Below are 18,578 nucleotides of genomic sequence, written 5' to 3'. Positions count from 1 at the left end.
GGTAATACAATGAAACAGTTGGATTGCGTATTAGGGATTGATATGGGCACCGGTGGTGCGCGTGTAGGTATCTTTGATTTAAAGGGGACGCCAATCGTATTCTGTGAGGAGCCTTATCCGCTGTATACGCCGGCATCCGGGCGTGCGGAGCAGAACCCGGATGAATGGTGGGCGGCAATCTGTAAGGCGTCACGCAGGGCCATCGAGGAAAGTGGCATTGATCCATCCTGTATCAAGGGGATGAGCGTGGACACCACCTGCTGTACGGTGCTGCTGTCTGGAGATGATATGGTGCCCTTAAGGCCTGCGATTATGTGGATGGATATCCGTGCTTCAGAGCAGGCGAAGCGCATGTACGAAACCGGTCATGATGCGCTGAAATACAATGGATACGGCATGGTTTCAGCGGAGTGTCTGCCGGCAAAAGCCCTCTGGCTGAAGGAAAATGAGCCGGAGCTGTACCACAAGGCCACACGCTTCTATGAATGTACAGACTGGCTCACCTACCGTTTAACAGGCGAGTATACTGCCAGTATCAACTGTGCTTCCAGCCGTTGGTATTACAATTCGGAGGAGGGCGGCTATCCGGTTGATTTTTATAACACGATTGGACTGGAGGATCTGGTTGAAAAGCTGCCGCCGCGTGTTCTCGCAATGGGTGATCTGGTCGGCGGGCTGACTGCCGCCGCAGCTGAGGAGCTTGGCCTGGTGGCCGGCATTCCGGTGGGTGAAGGCGGTGCGGATGCCTTCGTCGGCGTCATCGGCCTCAATGCGGTTCAGCCTGGAAAGCTTACGCTCATCACAGGCTCGTCGCACCTGCATATTGCCCAGGTGAAGGAAGCCATCCACAGCAAGGGTGTCTGGGGCTCCTATCCGGATGCCATCGTCAAGGGGCTGCAGATGGTCGAAGGGGGACAGACCTCGACCGGTTCCATTGTCAACTGGCTTAAGGAGCAGCTCTGCGGCAATCTGAAGGTACAGGCGGCTGAGGAAGGGTGCAGCGTCTATGATATTCTGAACCGTGAGGCGGAAGCCCTGCCCATCGGCGCGGATGGTATCATCGCGTTGGATTTCTTCCAGGGGAACCGCACACCACATGTTGATCCGGATGTCCGCGGCATGTTTTACGGACTCTCTCTGGGGCACACGCCAGCGCATATGTACCGCGCGGTCATTGAGAGCATCTGCTATGGTACGGAAACCATCATTGATTCTTTCCGTCAGGCAGGCTTTTCGCCGGACGGCATTGTGGTTTCCGGCGGCGCGGTCAAGAGCCGGTTCTGGCTCCAGACCCACGCGGATGTCTGCAATGTGCCGATTATTGTTACAAAGGTAACAGAAGGCCCATGCCTTGGCTCAGCGATTCTCGGCGCTGTTGCCGGCGGCGTTTATCCGGATATCCAGACGGCTGCCGAGTCCATGACGACGGTTGATTATACCGTAGAGCCAGATCAGCAGCGCCATGACGCTTATATGTTTTACTATGAAAAATATAAGGAATTTTACGCACTGGCCAAAGACTGGATGCACTCAGTCACCACACACAAATAAGATAATTGACAGAAAAAGGAGGATACTATGGCATTAGTATCAGCTTCAATCCTGGCCTGTGACCAGACAAGAATTGGAGAACAGATCATCAAGGCTGAGGCGGCTGGCATTGACTATATACACGTCGACATTATGGACGGCGTGTATGTGGAGAATATGACCTATGGCCCCCAGCTGGTCAGGGATTTAAAAAAGATCAGCGGGCTGCCTGTATCTGTGCATTTTGAGGTCTGCCATCCGGAAACTTTTTTTCCAATTTTCGCGGACTGCGGAGCAGATATCGTGACCTTTCAGCTGGATGCCTGCGCTAACCCGCTGCATCTGATCCAGGAGATCAGGAAAAGAGGGATAAAAGCCGGTATCGGAATTGGGCCAACCTACGGCACAGAGCGGCTTGCCTATCTTTTGCCCTGTATTGACTGGCTGATTATGATGAGCGCGGAGCCAGGCTATGGCGGGCAGCCGCTGAACCCATGTATCTATGAAAAGCTGCGGGAGGCTCAGGAAATCATGGCAAAAACAGGAAGCCGCGTCCCGGTGAGTGTGGACGGCGGTGTCAACGGCAGCAACGGCCAGGGACTGGTCGAGGCTGGCGCCGACGTACTGATTGCCGGCAGCTATGTATTCCAGGATGACGCGGTGGAAGAGCGGGTGCAAAACCTGAAAAATTTATAACAGCAGGAGGATGCAATGTTAGTCACATCAAAAGAAATGTTTAAAAAAGCGCAGGAGGGCGGATACGCCATTCCAGCTCCGAATTTTATTGATCTGGAATCTCTGCGCTGGCATGTGGAGACAGCTGAAAAGCTGAATGTTCCGTTGATTCTGCCGCTGGCGGAGGCGCATATCGGGGAGAATATCACCCTTGAGGATGCAGCGCTTGTGGGAAAAAAATACGCGGCGGAGGCAAAGGTGCCGGTTGCGCTGCATCTGGACCATGGGACGAATCCCGAAATCATTAAAAAGGCTGTGGACCTTGGATTCACCTCAGTAATGATCGATGCGTCCATGGAATCCTTTGAGGAAAATGTCCGCAGAACAAAGGAAATTATCGCCTATGCCCACGCGCGGGGCGCGGTGGTTGAGGCGGAGATCGGACATGTAGGCGCTGGTGAGAATTACGAAAATCACGATGAGTCCGATTCACAGTACACCACTGTGGAGGAAGCCAGACGCTTTGTTGAGGAAACCGGCGTGGATTCCCTGGCCATCTCCATCGGGACAGCGCACGGTATGTACAAGGGCATCCCGGAAATCAATTTTGACCGTTTAAAAGAAATTGCCAGGGCCATCGACACACCGCTGGTGCTGCACGGAGGCTCCTCCTCAGGAGATGAAAACTTGGCCAGATGTGCGGTAAATGGTATTTCCAAGATCAATATTTTTTCGGATCTGCTGGCTGCAGCTATGAAAGCACTGGAAGAAGCCCCGCCGAAAACCTACCTTGATGTGAAGGCATTGTCAAAGAAGGGCATGCAGGAATGCCTGGAGCACTACTATTCTGTCTTTGAGACTAAAACAATTGACTGACAGACCAATCTGGAGGATAAAAATGACTGTATATAAAGAACAAATTAGCGTAGAATCCCATGGAAATACCCCAACCTATATTAACATTACGCCGCAGGTCCGCGAAGCCATTGCTAAAAGCGGCATTAAAAACGGCACCTGTAGCGTGATCTCACCCCACACCACCTGTGCGGTTTTCTTTGAAGAGTTTGTGCACGATTATACCGAGGATGGAGATGAGTATCTTCAGGCTGATCTCAATGATGTTCTGGAAAAAATTATTCCGAATCAGGTAAGCTGGGACCAGTACCGCTACCCCGGTGAAAAGCATTTTGAAGAAGTTGAAAAATGGCCGAACATCGAGTCCTACCTCCCGGGCGGTGACCGGACTGCCATCTGGAACTGTGACGCCCACATTAAAGCCACTTTGATCGGCGCAAGCGAGGTGTTTGACGTGGACGACGGAGCGCTGGGCGTTGGAAAAACAGGCTATATCTATTTTGCGGATTTTGACCGTGCCCGCCCGCGGGTGCGTCAGTGTAAAATTGTGGTGATGGGGGAATAAAAATGAAAAGAAAAGTACGCGCGCCCTTTTTAATTGTTAATCCCAAGGCATACATTTACGGAGAAGAATCTGTGGCGCTGGCAAAGGTCTGTGATCAGCTTTCTGAAGAGTATGATCTGGACATTCTCTTTACCGCCCAGCATGTGGATATTCAGAAAGTCGCCGACGCCACAGAGCATATCGTCGTGACCGCCCAGCACATGGACGGCATTGTACCAGGCCGGGGGATGGGCCACATTTTACCTGAAGGGCTTAAGGCTGCCGGCGCTCAGGCCGTTGTTTTAAATCATGCGGAGCACCCTGTAACCACCGCGCAGCTTGACAAAATCATCAGGCGCGCCGATGCGCTCGACATCGTGACCATCGTGTGCGCTGATTCACCAGAAGAATCAAAAGCTGTCGCACAGTTAAAACCAGATATGATGATCTGCGAACCCACCAGCCTGATCGGGACAGGCAGCACGAGCAGCGAAGATTATATTAAAGCGACAAATGACGCGGTGAAGTCCATTGACGATACAATTCTGATCGTTCAGGCTGCCGGAGTCAGCACTGGTGATGATGTTTACCGGGTAGTCATGGAAGGCGCCCATGGAAGCGGCGGCACCAGCGGTATTCTAAACGCGCCAAGCCGAAAAGGAAAGATCGTTGAGATGCTGGACGCTTTGAAAAAGGCACAGAGCGAACTGAATAAAAAATAACCAGGCTTTTTACCGCCGGCACATCAGTGTCCGGCGGTTTTTTATATGTGTGTTGGGATTAAGAGAAGTTGAAAGCAGCTCAGGATAATGTTAACATAAGGAAAAGACAGATTATCAGAAAGATAATTTGATGAAAGAACAAAAGGAGAACGGTTTGATGAAAGCTAAAGAAACGCCACTTCGGCTGAAAAAATTTACAGATCAGGACATTCCGCTGTTGACTGAATGGCTGGGTGCGGAGCATATAAAGCCCTGGTTCACTGATCCGCAGGCATGGCTTGACGAGGTGAGAGAGCGGGAGGGAGAGTATAGCTGGATACACCACTATATCATCTGTGGAGACCGCGGATCCATTGGCTTTTGCCAGTACTATCCCTATTGGAAAAGCGGAGAGGACTGGCATGGGAATATTCCGGTGGAGGGCACTTACAGCATTGATTATCTTATTGGAGAAGTGGAAAATCTGAAAAAAGGCTATGCCAGTGCGGCTGTGCGGCTGCTGGGGGAGCGTATCGCGGAGGAAAAGGACGCTAAAAGAATAATCGTCCAGCCCGAGACAGACAACCATGCCTCCCGAAATACACTGCTGTCCGCCGGATACAGCTATGACACGGCGAATGGGCTGTTTTTACTGGAAATATAGCAACAGATTAAAATAAGGGAGATGATTTTTATTTTTTAGTGATTAACATCGAAAAATACATCAAAACAAAAATGCTGCTATAAAAGAAGAAAAAAATATATTATAATGAAGACAGATGAGAGGACAATAAAAATCAGATTTTGGAAAAGAGAGGGAACGTATGCTCATTGATATTATAAGCACGACGCTCCGGGTTGTCGTCTGTTGTATTGTCTTCGCCTACTGCCTGTTTACGCCCTTCAAAAGCCGGTTTCGTTACAATAATCTTGTGACGGCAGTTTTAGCCGGGCTATTGACAGCCATTACGGTCGTGGTCATTGTTTTGTTTTTAACCTCTGGGAAGTTTTTAGTAAAGTACAGCAGCTTTGGGATCGTGCTGTGGATTATCACAGCGGTGGTTATTTTCCGCATCGCTATTAAGGGCAGTTTTTTTGAGATATTGTTCATTGTTTTGATGGTTTTAAACCTGTATGTCAATATTGTCGCCATTGCCAAGGTGATTGTCAATTCCCTGAGTCTGAATTTGCCGTTTTCGATGGTCTATGCTCTCGTGGTGATCGGTGTGCTCATTGTGTGTATCCCGCTGCTCTGGATTTTGATGGTGCGGCTGTATAAGCAGGTGGTTGAGTTTGAGGGGAATTTCAGTTTTTGGAAGTATATCTGGGTGATTCCGGCGCTGATTTATATGATTTTCTTTGTGAAAATTGTTGGAGATTACTGGAAAGCCCATGTGCCAACCAATGGTGTGGATATTACATTTACGGTTCTCTGGGCTGTTACCACCTACACATTCTTTCTGGTGACCCTCCTGATGCTGATTCAGACCTACAGGGGAATAACGGCCGCGCAGCAGACAAAGCTTATTTCATCCCAGCTGCGGATGCAGGAGGACCAGTATCAGCGGATGATTGAAAATGTGGAAAATAACGCCAGGCTCCGGCATGACTGGCGTCATCACCTGCTGTCCATTGACAGCTTTCTGGACAATAAGGATATGGAGGGGCTGCGGAATTATATGAAGGCCCTTGCTCCGGAATACTTAGCCGGAGAGGATATTTCCTTTTGCCAGAATCCAGTGGTCAACGCGATATTGATGCACTATTATACTGTGGCCAGTGCAGAAGGAATCGTGGTGACGGTAAAAGCCAACGTGCGGGAGTCCCTCGATATCCCAGATACGGATTTGTGTATTGTCTTTGGAAATCTTGTGGAGAACGCTGTGGAGGCCTGCGCCACCCGTGAAAAAAATCCCAGGACAATTGAGATCAAGGCGGACGTGGAGGGCAGACAGCTGGTGCTGGCCATTCGGAACACCTATCAGAGGGCAGTGATTTTCAGAGACAAGCAGTATTATTCCACAAAGCACGAGGGCGAGGGTATGGGCATTGCCTCGGTAAAAAGGATTGTGGAAAAAAATAAGGGAGTGATGGAAATCCACTATGATGAAGATAACTTTACGGTACAGGTCATGCTGAAGATGATTCAGGGAGATAATGAGGTGCGCAAATGCAGATAGGCGTCACCATTCCGCTTCAGAAATTTTTAAAAGCGTCCAGTCCGCCCTATGGACCGCCAGAGGATCTTTTTTACTGTTGGGAGGCCCATGTCATATTTTTTCAGGGAAAGGAGACGTTGGTCGCCGTGAATGCGAGCAGTCGTTTTGCCGTTGTCCTCTGGGGAATGGCCGCTGCGGACTGGGCCAGTTATCCTGAGCTGCTGAAGGAAGGGATTGCCCTTGGGCTCAGCGGCGAAGGTTATACGGACGAGCAGGTTCAGGCTTATTTTAAGAGGGCAGGCAGACTCAGTGTCACAAAGACCCACGGCCGCCGTCCGGTAGCCGGACTCAACAGGGCAGTAGAGCGCTTGTTTGGCCTGACAGCTGATGTGGATAAAACACGAAAATATCAGGCGCTGCACAGCCACTTTGCCAATGAGGAGCGGTGCAGCGCGGCGGGTTTTTCGGATAAGGGCTGCCCGCGGGATTTTTTAGAGGAAGAGATGAAGCGGACTGGTATCTTAAAGCAGAAAGAAATCTGAAGGGCGGAGTTTCCGCCCTTTTTTAATAAAGTCTTTAGCCTGCTTTTTGCAGCGCAAAAAGAGAGGAAGGCTTTAAGAAAGTGTGCTATGATACAACAGAAAGGAAATGAGGATGGACTGGACAGAACGTTTGAACAAAATCATTGAGTATATTGAGAGCAGTCTGCAGCTGGGCCATGAGGAGATTGACAGGCAAAGGATCGAGCAGCTGGCCGGTTGTTCTTATTCGCTGTTTCAGCGGATTTTCAGCTATATGAACAGCGTCACTCTTGCGGAATATATCCGTAACCGCAAGCTTACCCTGGCAGGGTATGATTTTAAAAGCACAGAGATCAGGGTGTTGGACGCCAGCGTAAAATACGGCTATGATTCACCGACAGCCTTTACCCGGGCATTTCAGGCCTTTCACGGCATAACGCCCACAGAGGCCAAAAAAGAGACCGCTGTTTTAAAGGTGTATCCACGGATGAATTTTGCCAAAGCGAATGATATTAAATGGCGGGTCGAGCACAGGGAAGGCTTTCGTCTTCTGGGCGTTAAGCGCTCCATCAGCTGCCTGAATGGTGAAAATTTCAGGGCGATTCCGGCTTTCTGGAATGAGGTTATGCAAAACGGCAGGCTGGCGCAGATTATTTCGTATACTGAGGCTCATAAACCTTCTGGTACCTTTGGCGTGTTTGGAAATTACCGGGATGGAATGATGGATTACTATATCGCCGGGATCTCTGACAGGCCTGCGGGAAGAGGGCTTGAGGCCATTGAGATTCCGCCGGCAGCCTGGGCTGTTTTTGAGTGTGTCGGCCCGGTGCCGGGCGCAGTCCAGGAGGGATGGAAATTCTTGAATGAGGAGTGGGTCATCAAGTATCCCTTCGACCACGCGGACTGCCCGGAAATGGAGTGGTATTCGGCGGGCAACAGCTTTGCGGAGGATTATAAAAGTGAAATATGGATACCAATTTTATAGAAACAGGAGGCAGCAATGGAGCATTTAGTTTATTGCGATGACAAAGAAAAGGTATTGGAAAAAATTATGGACGGAACAAAGACCATGGTCGTGAGAGGCGCGGCGGGCAGGAAGATTCCCCACAGTCGGGTCTTTGAGGGTGAAAAGCTTTATTTCATGAAAAAGGGCAGCAAGGCCATTTCGGCCAGGGCGGTGGTAAAAAGTGTCCAGAATTATGTCAAGCTTTCAGATGAAGCCATTGATGAAGCCCTTGAGTCGAATCAGGACAGGCTAAATTTATCCGAAAAACAGAAAAAACGCTGGCATAAAAAATGTCTCTGTCTGGTAGAATTTGAAAATGTGGAGGCTATTGAGCCATTGGCCTTCGACCATCAGGGCAATATGGATGACTGGCTGATCATTGAAAAGATTGAGGACGTGGTGGTGGGGAGCAGCATTCCCTACAACTATGAGAAATCAAAATTCAAATAAAAATTCAGGAGGTAAAAAAATGATTGTAACAAGCACTGGAATTGTCAACGGCATAATTGAGGACAAGTATGGAAAGCACGGCAGCCAGTTCAACGAAAATGGTATGCCGACATACTCTTTACCGCTGAAAATTGAGGACGCTCCAGAGGGTACGAAATCCTTCGCGCTGGTTCTGGAGGATAAGGACGCGTTCCCGGTTACAGGCGGCTTTTCATGGATTCACTGGACAGCGGCAAACATTACGCGTAATGAGCTTCTGGAAAACGAGAGCCAGACCGCCACAGATTTTGTCCAGGGTGCGAACAGCTGTATGAGCATCCAGGGAGGAAGGCAGAGCCGGGCGCTGTCGTCCTTTTACGGCGGTATGGCGCCGCCAAATGCGCCGCATATCTACGAAATGCATGTTTATGCCCTGAATACACTGCTGGAATTGGATAACGGCTTTTATTACAACGAGCTGTACCGCCAGATGGAAGGCCATATCTTAGATCAGGTCACCATCAAGGGGATGTACAGAGATTGAAAAACCACAGGAACAGCTGGCGCTATGACATGATCGGCTGGTAATACTTAAGATGCTTCATTGTGAAGCATCTTTTTTAATGTGCCCGCTTAAAACTTCTTTACGTCAAGGTACAATCATCCTATAATAAGCTTAAGGAAGTGGGGGTGAAACCATGAAAGCAGACGGCAAAAAAATGAAGATAGCGGTTGGCACAGTGGCACTGGCGTTTATCATCACAGCGCTGGCCCTTGCGGCTTATCGTTCAGTCAACACGCCGGAACGGTCTCTTGAGCGCTATTTTGACGCAGTGAGTGGGCGGGATTACGATAAAATGTATCTGCTCATCAGCGATGATTCCAAAAAGACCATCAGCCGGGAGGATTTTATCACGCGGAACAAAAACATTTATGAGGGAATTGAAGCCAGAGACCTGAAGCTGGAGATCATGAGCGTTGAAAAAATTGATTCAAACCAGCGGCAGGCCTATTATAACCTGAGGATGGAAACAGTGGCCGGTGCGCTCGGCAACCCTGGCAATGTGAGGCTACGGAAGGACAGCTTTTTCGGAGAATACCGGCTTGTCTGGAATTCTGCGGTCATTTTGCCCGGACTCAGCGAAACCGCCAAAGTCAGTGTCGCCACAACTGCGGCAGATCGGGGGAGCATTCTGGACAAGGACGGCAATATGCTGGCAGGACCAGGTACGGCCCCCTCGGTCGGCTTTGTCCCGGGAAAAATAAACGCGGATACCCGGGCTGCCGACCTGGCCGCAGCAGCCGGGCTTTTGGGGATTACCACCGAAGAGATCGAAGACGCACTGTCCGCCTCCTGGGTGACAGCGGAGACTTATGTCCCAGTCAAAACACTGCCCGAAATTGACGCAGGGCTGGAAGCTGCGCTTTTGCAGATACCGGGTGTGATGATCGGAGAAGCAGAGGTGCGCAGCTACCCTTATGGAGAAAAAGCCGCGCACCTGACTGGCTATATTGGTGCCATCACGGCTGAGGAGCTGGAAGCGCTTAAGAATGAAGGCGATTACCGGGAGACGAGTATCGTGGGAAAAGGCGGCCTGGAAAAGGTTTTTGACCGTCAGCTGAGAGGAAAGGACGGAGGCACCATCACCGTCAGTGATACCAGCAGTGACGGGATTAAAACAAGCCGTGTTCTGTGTGAAAGCTCACCGGTGAGAGGTTTTGATGTCCAGACGACCATTGACACCGGGCTTCAGACAGCCCTTTATGATCAGCTTGCCGGGGATAAAAGCGCCGCGGCAGCCGTTAATCCGAAAACCGGCGCGGTGCTGGCTCTGGTCAGCACGCCGTCCTACAATCCCAACACCTTTATTCTGGGCATGAGTGACGCCGAGAGGGACAGCCTGAACAGAAATCCGGACAATCCCCTGCTTAACCGGTTCGAGAAAGCCTATGCGCCCGGCGAGCTCATTCAGCCTGTAACCCTTGGCGCTGGTGTGAAAACCAGCGAGGCGTATGCCGAACAGCTTAAAAAGCTTGGCTTTGGGGAGTCGCTACCCTTTGATTTCAGCATGGAGGCCTCTAAAATTTCAGAGAGCGGTACAGTGGACAGTGACCTGGCGGCAGCGGGCAGCGGCACGACGGGCATGGCCGCCAGCCCTCTGCATCTGGCGTTGATTTATTCCGCCCTTGTGAATGGCGGTAATATGGTGGAACCTTATATCAAATATGATGCCAACCCCATGGTGAAGTACTGGAAAAAGGATGTGATTTCCCAGGAAAAGGCCGCAGAAATCAGTGAAAGCCTTTTACAGGAGGCAAAGAGCCCAAAAGGAAGGGCTCTTGCGGTAAAAACAGGGACAGCGGTCCAGAAAAACTCAGTGGATACAGCCCTGTGCGTCCTGTTTTATGCGGACCAGACAGAGGAAAGCCCCCTGCTGGTGGCTGCCGTGGCAGAGGGCACTGGGGAAAGGGGCGGCGCCGGCTATCTGGAAGAGAAGATACGCGCGGTTTTCTGACTTTCATATTCTGATAACGTCACAAGCAAGCCCATGTCCTAAAAAGATAAAACGCCATGTGAAAGCAGATGCTTCACATGGCGTTAATATTATGGGCGGTTACAGTCCCGGCAAAACAGCCTACTCATTGGTCGGCGCTGCTTTCTTTTTAAAGGGGAGGGAGAGCAAAATTCCAAGGGCAATGCCGATGACCGAGGGAATCAGCCATCCCAGGCCAATGCTGTAAAGCGGAATTTTGGACGTCAGGCTGGTCAGCCAGGGGATGGTCAGGCTTTTCTGATCCAGAGCGTAGATAACGCTGACCACGCCGGTAAACAGGATGGCCGTGGGGTAGACGCGGGAAAAGCCGCCGACCCATTTTTGCAGAAAAGCCAGCAGAATCAGCACGATGGCCACTGGATAAAGACAGTTAAGCACTGGAATGGAGATTTCCAGAATTTTGTTCAGCCCCGCGTTTGAGATAACCATACTGATAAAGGCAAAAAAGACAGCCCATTTCTTATAAGAGAACCGCGGAAAAATTCCGCTGAAATATTCGCTGCAGCAGCTGATCAGTCCAACGCAGGTGTTCAGGCAGGCAATCAGGAAGATCAAAGCCAGGATGATGAGCCCGGCCTGCCCGAAAAGGTGCATGACAATCTGGGTCAGCGTCTGCGCGCCGTTGGCGGCAGCGCCAAAGCTGCCGCCGGATAAAGCGCCTACATGGGTCAGAGCCGCATAGACTGCCAGCAAAAGCCCGCCGGCAATCCAGCCGGCCTTAATGGTTTCGCGCACGACCAGTCTGTCCTCACCAACGCCAAAAGCCCTTATGTTTAAAGCGATAATAATACCAAAGTTAAGCGCTGCGATAGTATCCATTGTCTGATAGCCGTCCAGAAAGCCCTGGACAAAGGCGTTGGAGGTGTAGCTGCCAGTGGCAGCGCCATAACTGCCCGGCGGAAAAACAATACAGGCAGCAAAGATAATGAAAATCAAGGCAAGCAGACAGGGCGTCAGCTTTTTGCCGAGCCGGTCTGTGAGCTTGTCAGGTTTGAGGGCCAGCAGCAGTGCCACGGCAAAGAAGACAATGGAGTAGAGCAGCAGTATGAGACTGCCGCCGCTGCCCCCGGGTAAAAACGGCAGCACTGCCATTTCAAAGGAAGTGCTGGCCGTACGCGGAATGGCGAGGCAGGGGCCGATGGACAGGTAAATTAAAAAGGTGAATGCTGCCGCGAAAGCAGGGTGCACACGTCCCGCCAGTGCGTCCAGGCCGCCGGATTTCGCCACAGCGGCTACCCCCAGTATGGGCAGGCCTATGGCACTGATGGCAAAGCCCGCAAAAGCGATCCAGGCCAGGCTTCCGGCCTGTTCCCCCAGAAAGGGCGGAAAAATTAAATTTCCCGCGCCAAAAAACATCGAGAAAAGCGTAATCCCGATGAGAAAAGTGTTTTTTCGTGATAATTTCTGCATAATATCTCCTGTAAATACAATCAATAGGTGCATTATAGCATAAAATTAAAGGAAATAGTTGTATTATGGCAAGTATACATTGAAGGAGGAAAAGATGAAATTACTATTCAAGCAGCGGCTGTTCTCTTGGTTTGACAGCTACGATATTTATGATGAGGCGGGAGAAACGGTTTTTACGGTGAAAGGCCGTCTGTCCTGGGGACACTGCCTTGAAATTTATGACCGCTTTGGCGAGCATGTGGGGACTGTAAAAGAGGAGGTGCTCACCCTGCTGCCGCGGTTCGCTCTGTATCAGAATGGCCGGGAAATTGGAGAGATTCAGAAAAAATTTACTTTTTTCAGACCAGCCTTCACGCTGAACTGCAACGACTGGAGCGTGGAGGGGGATCTCTTTGAGTGGGAGTACGAGGTGGTGGACGGCCAGGGACGCATGGTCATGCAGGCGTCCAAGCAGCTGTTTAATTTTACCGACACCTATGTGATCGACATTGCAGATCCACAGGACATGCTCCTGTCCCTGATGATTGTTCTGGCCATTGACGCAGCCAAATGCTCGCAGAGAGATTGATTATTTTATCATTTCCTCATAAATGCCGATCTTGGCATCAAGGTTTTCGAGATATTCATCCCATTTGCGGCGCTGTTCCTCGACGTATTCACGGTGTTTTCTGAGAATGTTCAGGCGCCTGGCGGCAGTATGGTTACCCTCATAACGGAGGTCGGCGTAAATTTTTATATCCTTTAGCAGCATGCCGGTATCCTTCAGGCGTTTGATGAAGCGCACCCACTCAATATCCTTTTCCGTGTAAAAACGGCGGCCTTGTCCATCCCGCAGGACCCGGATAAGGCCCTTTTTTCGTAGAAACGCAGGGTATGTTCGCCGATGCCTGTTCTTTTAGTAAGTTCACCAATGGTCATTTTTAAGACTCCTTAATCTTTCGCTTGACTTTGACTATAGTCTAAGGACTACACTTTTATTATAAAAGAAACAGGAGGTAAGATCAAATGGATGATAAAAAGTTTGACAAAGGGCTGGAAACGCTGCGCCGGATTGACGGCGGTGCGGGTGAGGGTGTGATCGCGTCGCTGGAGGACATCGCGCCGGATCTGGGAAGGTATATCGTGGAGTTTGCCTTTGGGGATATTTACCCCAGGGCCGGGCTTACACTGGAGGAGCGGGAGACCATCACCATTGCCAGTCTGCTGACCTCAGGCGGCTGTGAGGCTCAGCTGAAGGTTCACATTAACGGCTCCTTAAATGTGGGGCTTTCCCCGGAAAAAATTATCGAGGTTTTCATCCAGTGTATTCCATACGTGGGGTTCCCAAGAGTTTTAAACGGGGTGGCTGTGGCAAAGACCGTTTTTGAGGAGCGCGGATTGCAAGACTGAGCACTGCCCGCGCTTGACAGGATGATCCAGATGGCATATAGTGGATGAAAACAAAAGCGAAGCCATAAAAAGGAGGCGGCCATGGAAAGCGTTTATGACAAAAGAATTTTACTGGTCGATGATGAGCCAGACATCACCGGTCTGGTGGAGACAGCCCTCAGGAAGGAGGGCTTCCGCTGTGTTGACAAGGCGTTCACAGGAAAGGAAGCCCTCGCGGCCTGTAAGGAAAATGCGCCGGATGTGGTGATTCTCGACATCATGCTGCCAGATATGGACGGCATCGAGGTTTGCCGGGCGATCCGTGAATTCTCCTACTGCCCGGTGCTTTTTTTGTCGGCGAGGAATGATGATGTGGATAAAATTCTCGGGCTCAGCAGCGGTGGGGATGACTATATCACCAAACCCTTCAGCCCAAAGGAACTGGTTTTCCGCGTCAAGGCCCAGCTCCGGCGGCTGGAATACAATAAAACGGCAGAGGCTGCTGACGGCCGGCGCATAAGGGTCGGCGGGCTGGAAATTGATGTGGATGGCAGCCGGGTTTATCAGGATGGGCGGGAGCTTGGGCTGACTGCCCGGGAGTTTGGTATTCTTTTGTATCTGGCCGAAAACGCAGGGAAGATCATCAGCAAGGACCGGCTTTATGAACAGGTCTGGGGAGAGCTGAGCGCAGTGTGTGACAATACCATCATGGTTCATATCCGCCACCTCCGGGAGAAGATAGAGAAGGACCCCTCAAGGCCAGCGCTTATCCTGACCGTTAAGGGACTGGGCTATCGGATGGCTGCGGGGACAGGGAAATGAAGCAGTCCGGCTATAAATCTGCTTTTCACATCTATGGGTTATTTTTAATCCTCATGATGCTTATCCTGGCAGCCGGAGCAGGTATGGTGGTCTACGCCGTGACCGTCCAAAAGCCTAATGGGGAGATTGTCCGGAGTGACTGGCCCGCTGAGTTTACCGGGGCTTTTTCAAAGGAAATCATTTTTCAGGAGGGGGAGCCGGTGATCACCCAGAAGGGTTTTGAAATGCTGGAGGATAATGGTCTCTGGCTCCAGATTCTGGACAGTGCCGGCCATGCGGTTAAAGGCGTCTCTGTGCCGGAGGGACAGCCAGAGGAGTATTCGCCGGACAGGCTGCTCAGTACGCTGGACAGCAGTGGAGACAAAGCTGTTTTTTCGGGTGTGTCAGAGGATAACGGCCGGAGCTGGACCTATCTCATCGGTTTTCCCATGGATATTGCCAAGATCACGATGAATGTGAACGCCGGTCATTTTCCCTCGGGCAAGTCATATGTGCTGCTTGGCGCAGGCGCAGTGCTTTTTCTGACAGCAGGCCTCGGGCTGGCCTATGGCTTTGCGGTTACCCGCAGGCTTTCAAAAATGACCAGGGCAGTGGATGAGATCGCTGGCCGCCGTTATATGAAGACTCACGAAAGAGGTGCTTTTCAGGATGTCTATGCCAGCCTGAACACACTGGATCAAACCCTTCGGGAGGCAGAGGAAGTCCGAAGGAAAGACGAGCGGCTGAGGGAGGAATGGATCGCCAATATCACGCACGACCTTAAAACGCCGCTGTCGCCCATACGGGGATATGCCGAGCTGCTGGCCAGTTCAGAGGATACGCCGGACGCTGAGGAGCTTCAAAAATACAGCGCTGTGATTCTGAAGAATACCGCCTGTGCCGAGACGCTTATCAATGACTTGAAGCTTACCTACCAGCTGGAAAATGGCATGGTGCCCCTTAAGCTGCAAGCTTTGGATATCATACGGTTTGTTCGGGAGCTGGTCATCGACTGTCTGAACGACCCCCAGTATGCCAGACGTGCTATAGAATTTGAGGCAGAGGGCAGCCAGATTTTGAACTTTGATCCGGGACTCATGAAGCGTGCCTTAAATAACCTGCTCATCAATACACTTCTGCACAGCGGGAGCGGCGCGAGAACCGGGGTGGAAATTATTTCAGGGATTCCCTGCCAAATCCGGATCTGGGACGAGGGAGTGGGAATGTCTGAAAAACAGTTAAACCGGCTTTTTGACCGTTACTACCGGGGCGCTCCGGCTGCCACAGACAGCGGAGGTACCGGCCTTGGCATGGCCATTGCCCGCGAAATCATCTCGCTGCACGGCGGAAAAATATCGGCGGACAGCTGTCCAGGGCGTGGGACTGTGTTTAGGATCACGCTTCCTCAAAGTTAAGATTAAAATAAGGTTTGTTGAAAGCAGGCGTAAGGCCGGCGGTTTATTCTTAGAGTAAGCCGCCGGTTTTTTCGTGCGGCAAAACTCAGGAAAGCAGGTGAGCTTTTGAAAATTATATTCAGGTATATTTTAAACAATATCCGTGAGCGGAAGCTGCGGACAGCAGTTATGCTGCTGTCCATTGTGCTCTCAGCAGTGCTGCTCTTTGTCTCGCTGTGCATTGGCGATTCCTACGAGGCCGCTCAGCGCAAAATGGCAAAGGGGATGGCCGGGAGCGCGGCTGTGGCTGTAGCAGCCCGGACAGGTGAGGGTGGCAGCCAGGTAAAGATAAGGGAGGAAGCGGTTCCCGATTTACCGGAGATCGGCAGGACTGTGGGGATACTTGAGGCCAAAGGACTTTACAGCGAGGAGGGCTACTATGAGAATTTTGATCTGCTGGCCGCAGATCTGGAGGATTTGTCTGCCATCAATGAGCCGCGTCTGCTAAGTGGCGAAAAGCTCAGTCCACTTAAGGAAGATGAAATTGTTTTGCCGGAAAAATTCACCTCAAAATATCCGATGAAGGCTGGCGATACCTTAAGCCTTGAGATTGGCGGGGAAAAAAGAACATTTCACGTCGCGGCTGTTGCGGCCTATGACACGGTGTTTTTAAGAAATACACGGGGATTTAATGCCCTCGTCTCTGAGGAATTTCTGAGAGGGCTGGACGGAGTGGCAGCCGGTTACAGCCGGATACTGGTGGCCCCTGCAGAGGGTGTGTCAGCAGAACAGTTAACGGATTCGCTCTCTGTGGCTCTGCCCGGTGCACAGTACACAGTTGAAAAAACCTATGATGAAGCCCAGGTACAGGCCGACGCCCGGCAAAAATCCATGCCATTTTTCCTGATCAGCTTTTTTTCCCTGGTTATGAGCGTGTTTATTATTTTCAGCAGTTACCAGGTGATTACCCTGGAGCGGCTTCCAGTCATTGGAACCTTCAGGAGTATCGGCGCCACCAGGCGGGCAGTCACAGGGATATTGCTGATGGAAAGCCTGGTCTATGGCGTTTTGAGTATTGTCATTGCGATTCCAGTGGGAGCGGCGGTATTGGGAGTGCTGCTCCAGGGCCTGGGGGATTCCCTTTCCCAGGGGATCGCCATACCCATGGTGGTGCCGCCGCTCAATGTGCTGTTGTCCTCTGCTGTGGCAGTGCTGGTGTCCCTGTTCAGCGCATACATCCCTGTACGCCGCGCCAGCAGGCTGCCGGTCAAGGAGGTCGTGCTCGGAAACGTGGAACAGAAGCGGGTCTCAACAAGGGCACGTCTGGCGGCGGGTACGATGCTGCTGGTGATTTCCATCGCCGCGCCACGGATGCTGCTCCTTGGGGATAACGCGATGTTTCTGGCCGGTGGATTCTCGCTGCTGGGCATTCTTGCCGCAGCGATTTTGATGATCCCGCCAGTGGCGGACGGGGTCGCCTGGGTTATGGAGAGGATATATGGCTGCTGCTTTGGAAATGAGGGAATGCTGGCAGCCCGAAACCTTCGGAATAACCGCAATGTCCATCAGAATATTACCCTGCTGTTCATCAGCCTCTCGGCCGTCATCGCCATCAGTGTGGTGGGGAGCTTTGTGAACCAGTATATCGGCGATGTGTTTAACGGTGCAGCGCTTGACGGCTTTGCCGACGCGCGGATGACACCAGAGTTTGTTAAAGAGGTACAGGAGATTGACGGCGTCCGGGAGGTTATGCCCATGTATGTTATGAATGGAGCGGTCGAAAGCAGCGGTGTTCTCTTTGACCGCCTGGAGGCTGTGGAGGATCTGGAGCAGTATAATACCATGCTTGCTGTCAAATATCCTGACGCGGCGGCGGAGAATTCCGCTTTGTCTGAATTTGGACTGGCCAGGGTGGTTCTTTTAAATAGAGACACCATGAAGCAGCGCGGCCTCGGGGTTGGCGATACCATTGAGCTGTCCATGAATGGACAGGCCTTTGATTACAGGGTGATTGGCAGCATGGAGTCCCGGGCGGACGACGCTCAGGCAGTGATTCCGGCGGCCTGCGCCGTGGTGGATTTCGGCCAGTCAGAATATGGCTTTCTGGCTTACACCGCTGACGATCCCGAAGCGGCGATGATCCGTATCCGCAGCCTTTTCGGCGAAAAGGAAAACTGGAGCCGGACGGTTGAGGAGTTTAACCAGGACGCCATGAGTGTGGTCAGCGCTTTTCTCTCACCCATGCACAAGCTGACCTATTTTATTTTGTTTCTTGCAGGCACAGGGGTGATCAATAATCTGCTCATCAATTATCTGCAGAGGCGGCGCACCATTGCCATGTATAAATCTGTGGGGATGAGTAATGGACAGAATGTTAAAATGACGCTTCTGGAAGGTTTTTCCTCAGGCATTATCGGAGCGGTTATCGGAGTGCTGGTGTCATGGCTGTTGATCCAAACCATTTTTCTGGTGGCGGGGCCACAGATTGCCATGACGCCAACTCTGGATATAAAGGTATTCCTGGCGGCCGGACTGGCGGGAGTCCTCATCAATTTGGCCGGGGCAGTGGTTCCGGTGATTAAAGGGTCAAAGATGGAACTGGTTAAAGAAATTAAATGTGAGTAAAGGAG

General features: G+C 51.3%; 19 protein-coding genes and 1 pseudogene. 17 read left to right on the top strand and 3 right to left on the bottom strand.

Translation table 11 applies throughout. From position 1 onward, the window contains the following. Positions 1–9: 9 nt before the first annotated feature. The 12 genes from FYJ53_RS10955 to FYJ53_RS10900 all read left to right on the top strand — a co-directional run bounded on the left by FYJ53_RS10955 (position 10) and on the right by FYJ53_RS10900 (position 10,936). Complete coding sequence (locus tag FYJ53_RS10955) at positions 10–1,551, top strand: ribulokinase (RefSeq protein ID WP_090411849.1); 1,542 nt, start codon at positions 10–12, stop codon at positions 1,549–1,551. Between the two features lie 27 nt (positions 1,552–1,578). After that, positions 1,579–2,226 (top strand): ribulose-phosphate 3-epimerase, encoded by a 648-nt coding sequence (locus FYJ53_RS10950; protein WP_013382741.1) that lies wholly within the window; start codon positions 1,579–1,581, stop codon positions 2,224–2,226. Between the two features lie 15 nt (positions 2,227–2,241). Then, positions 2,242–3,081 (top strand): class II fructose-bisphosphate aldolase, encoded by an 840-nt coding sequence (locus FYJ53_RS10945; RefSeq protein ID WP_013382740.1) that lies wholly within the window; start codon positions 2,242–2,244, stop codon positions 3,079–3,081. Positions 3,082–3,103: 22 nt separating this feature from the next. After that, on the top strand, positions 3,104–3,625 hold the full coding sequence (locus FYJ53_RS10940) for a YjbQ family protein (protein ID WP_013382739.1): 522 nt from the start codon (positions 3,104–3,106) through the stop codon (positions 3,623–3,625). Between the two features lie 2 nt (positions 3,626–3,627). Then, the gene (locus tag FYJ53_RS10935; protein WP_148428275.1) at positions 3,628–4,326 is read left to right on the top strand and encodes a triose-phosphate isomerase; all 699 of its coding nucleotides are present in this window, start codon (positions 3,628–3,630) and stop codon (positions 4,324–4,326) included. Positions 4,327–4,483: 157 nt separating this feature from the next. Further along, positions 4,484–4,969, top strand: coding sequence for a GNAT family N-acetyltransferase (locus FYJ53_RS10930; RefSeq protein WP_148428273.1), 486 nt, complete (start codon positions 4,484–4,486; stop codon positions 4,967–4,969). Between the two features lie 160 nt (positions 4,970–5,129). Beyond that, positions 5,130–6,485 carry a sensor histidine kinase gene (locus FYJ53_RS10925; protein WP_090411841.1) on the top strand — a complete coding sequence of 452 codons (1,356 nt, stop codon included), beginning with the start codon at positions 5,130–5,132 and terminating at the stop codon, positions 6,483–6,485. Further along, on the top strand, positions 6,476–7,006 hold the full coding sequence (locus FYJ53_RS10920) for a hypothetical protein (RefSeq protein ID WP_148428271.1): 531 nt from the start codon (positions 6,476–6,478) through the stop codon (positions 7,004–7,006). Before FYJ53_RS10925 ends, FYJ53_RS10920 begins: the two co-directional genes overlap by 10 nt. A gap of 112 nt (positions 7,007–7,118) precedes the next feature. Beyond that, positions 7,119–7,970, top strand: coding sequence for an AraC family transcriptional regulator (locus FYJ53_RS10915; RefSeq protein WP_148428269.1), 852 nt, complete (start codon positions 7,119–7,121; stop codon positions 7,968–7,970). A 15-nt stretch (positions 7,971–7,985) separates the two neighbouring features. Then, entirely contained in the window at positions 7,986–8,441 is a 456-nt protein-coding gene (locus tag FYJ53_RS10910) for a hypothetical protein (RefSeq protein WP_148428267.1), read from the top strand. A gap of 19 nt (positions 8,442–8,460) precedes the next feature. Then, complete coding sequence (locus FYJ53_RS10905) at positions 8,461–8,964, top strand: YbhB/YbcL family Raf kinase inhibitor-like protein (RefSeq protein ID WP_148428265.1); 504 nt, start codon at positions 8,461–8,463, stop codon at positions 8,962–8,964. 154 nt (positions 8,965–9,118) lie between these two features. Beyond that, positions 9,119–10,936 carry a penicillin-binding transpeptidase domain-containing protein gene (locus FYJ53_RS10900; protein ID WP_148428263.1) on the top strand — a complete coding sequence of 606 codons (1,818 nt, stop codon included), beginning with the start codon at positions 9,119–9,121 and terminating at the stop codon, positions 10,934–10,936. A gap of 120 nt (positions 10,937–11,056) precedes the next feature. On the opposite strand, the gene brnQ is transcribed toward FYJ53_RS10900, so the two are convergent. Continuing rightward, positions 11,057–12,385 carry a branched-chain amino acid transport system II carrier protein gene (gene brnQ / locus FYJ53_RS10895; RefSeq protein WP_154557332.1) on the bottom strand — a complete coding sequence of 443 codons (1,329 nt, stop codon included), beginning with the start codon at positions 12,383–12,385 and terminating at the stop codon, positions 11,057–11,059. Positions 12,386–12,464: 79 nt separating this feature from the next. Between brnQ and FYJ53_RS10890 the strand changes: the two genes are divergently transcribed. Further along, entirely contained in the window at positions 12,465–12,953 is a 489-nt protein-coding gene (locus tag FYJ53_RS10890; protein WP_256168577.1) for an LURP-one-related/scramblase family protein, read from the top strand. Here the strand turns inward: FYJ53_RS10890 and FYJ53_RS21850 are convergent, their stop codons facing one another. Beyond that, complete coding sequence (locus FYJ53_RS21850; protein WP_341474102.1) at positions 12,954–13,136, bottom strand: hypothetical protein; 183 nt, start codon at positions 13,134–13,136, stop codon at positions 12,954–12,956. A gap of 30 nt (positions 13,137–13,166) precedes the next feature. Continuing rightward, positions 13,167–13,243: pseudogene (locus FYJ53_RS21845) on the bottom strand (MerR family transcriptional regulator); the annotation flags it as partial. Between the two features lie 147 nt (positions 13,244–13,390). Between FYJ53_RS21845 and FYJ53_RS10880 the strand changes: the two are divergent. The 4 genes from FYJ53_RS10880 (at position 13,391) to FYJ53_RS10865 (ending at position 18,573) form a co-directional block, all read left to right on the top strand. Beyond that, the gene (locus FYJ53_RS10880; RefSeq protein ID WP_148428261.1) at positions 13,391–13,774 is read left to right on the top strand and encodes a carboxymuconolactone decarboxylase family protein; all 384 of its coding nucleotides are present in this window, start codon (positions 13,391–13,393) and stop codon (positions 13,772–13,774) included. An 81-nt stretch (positions 13,775–13,855) separates the two neighbouring features. After that, on the top strand, positions 13,856–14,575 hold the full coding sequence (locus FYJ53_RS10875; protein ID WP_148428259.1) for a response regulator transcription factor: 720 nt from the start codon (positions 13,856–13,858) through the stop codon (positions 14,573–14,575). Beyond that, positions 14,572–15,969 (top strand): sensor histidine kinase KdpD, encoded by a 1,398-nt coding sequence (locus FYJ53_RS10870; protein ID WP_148428247.1) that lies wholly within the window; start codon positions 14,572–14,574, stop codon positions 15,967–15,969. The genes FYJ53_RS10875 and FYJ53_RS10870 overlap by 4 nt, the downstream gene beginning before the upstream one ends. A 105-nt stretch (positions 15,970–16,074) precedes the next feature. Then, positions 16,075–18,573 carry an FtsX-like permease family protein gene (locus tag FYJ53_RS10865; protein WP_148428245.1) on the top strand — a complete coding sequence of 833 codons (2,499 nt, stop codon included), beginning with the start codon at positions 16,075–16,077 and terminating at the stop codon, positions 18,571–18,573. Positions 18,574–18,578: the final 5 nt, after the last annotated feature.

This window comes from Eubacterium sp. BL-380-WT-2B, assembly GCF_009696115.1.
GTDB classification, from domain to species: Bacteria; Bacillota; Clostridia; order Eubacteriales; family Eubacteriaceae; genus Eubacterium; species Eubacterium callanderi.
The sequence above is the reverse complement of the archived record's forward strand: the minus strand, read 5'-3'. Positions and strand labels throughout refer to the sequence as shown.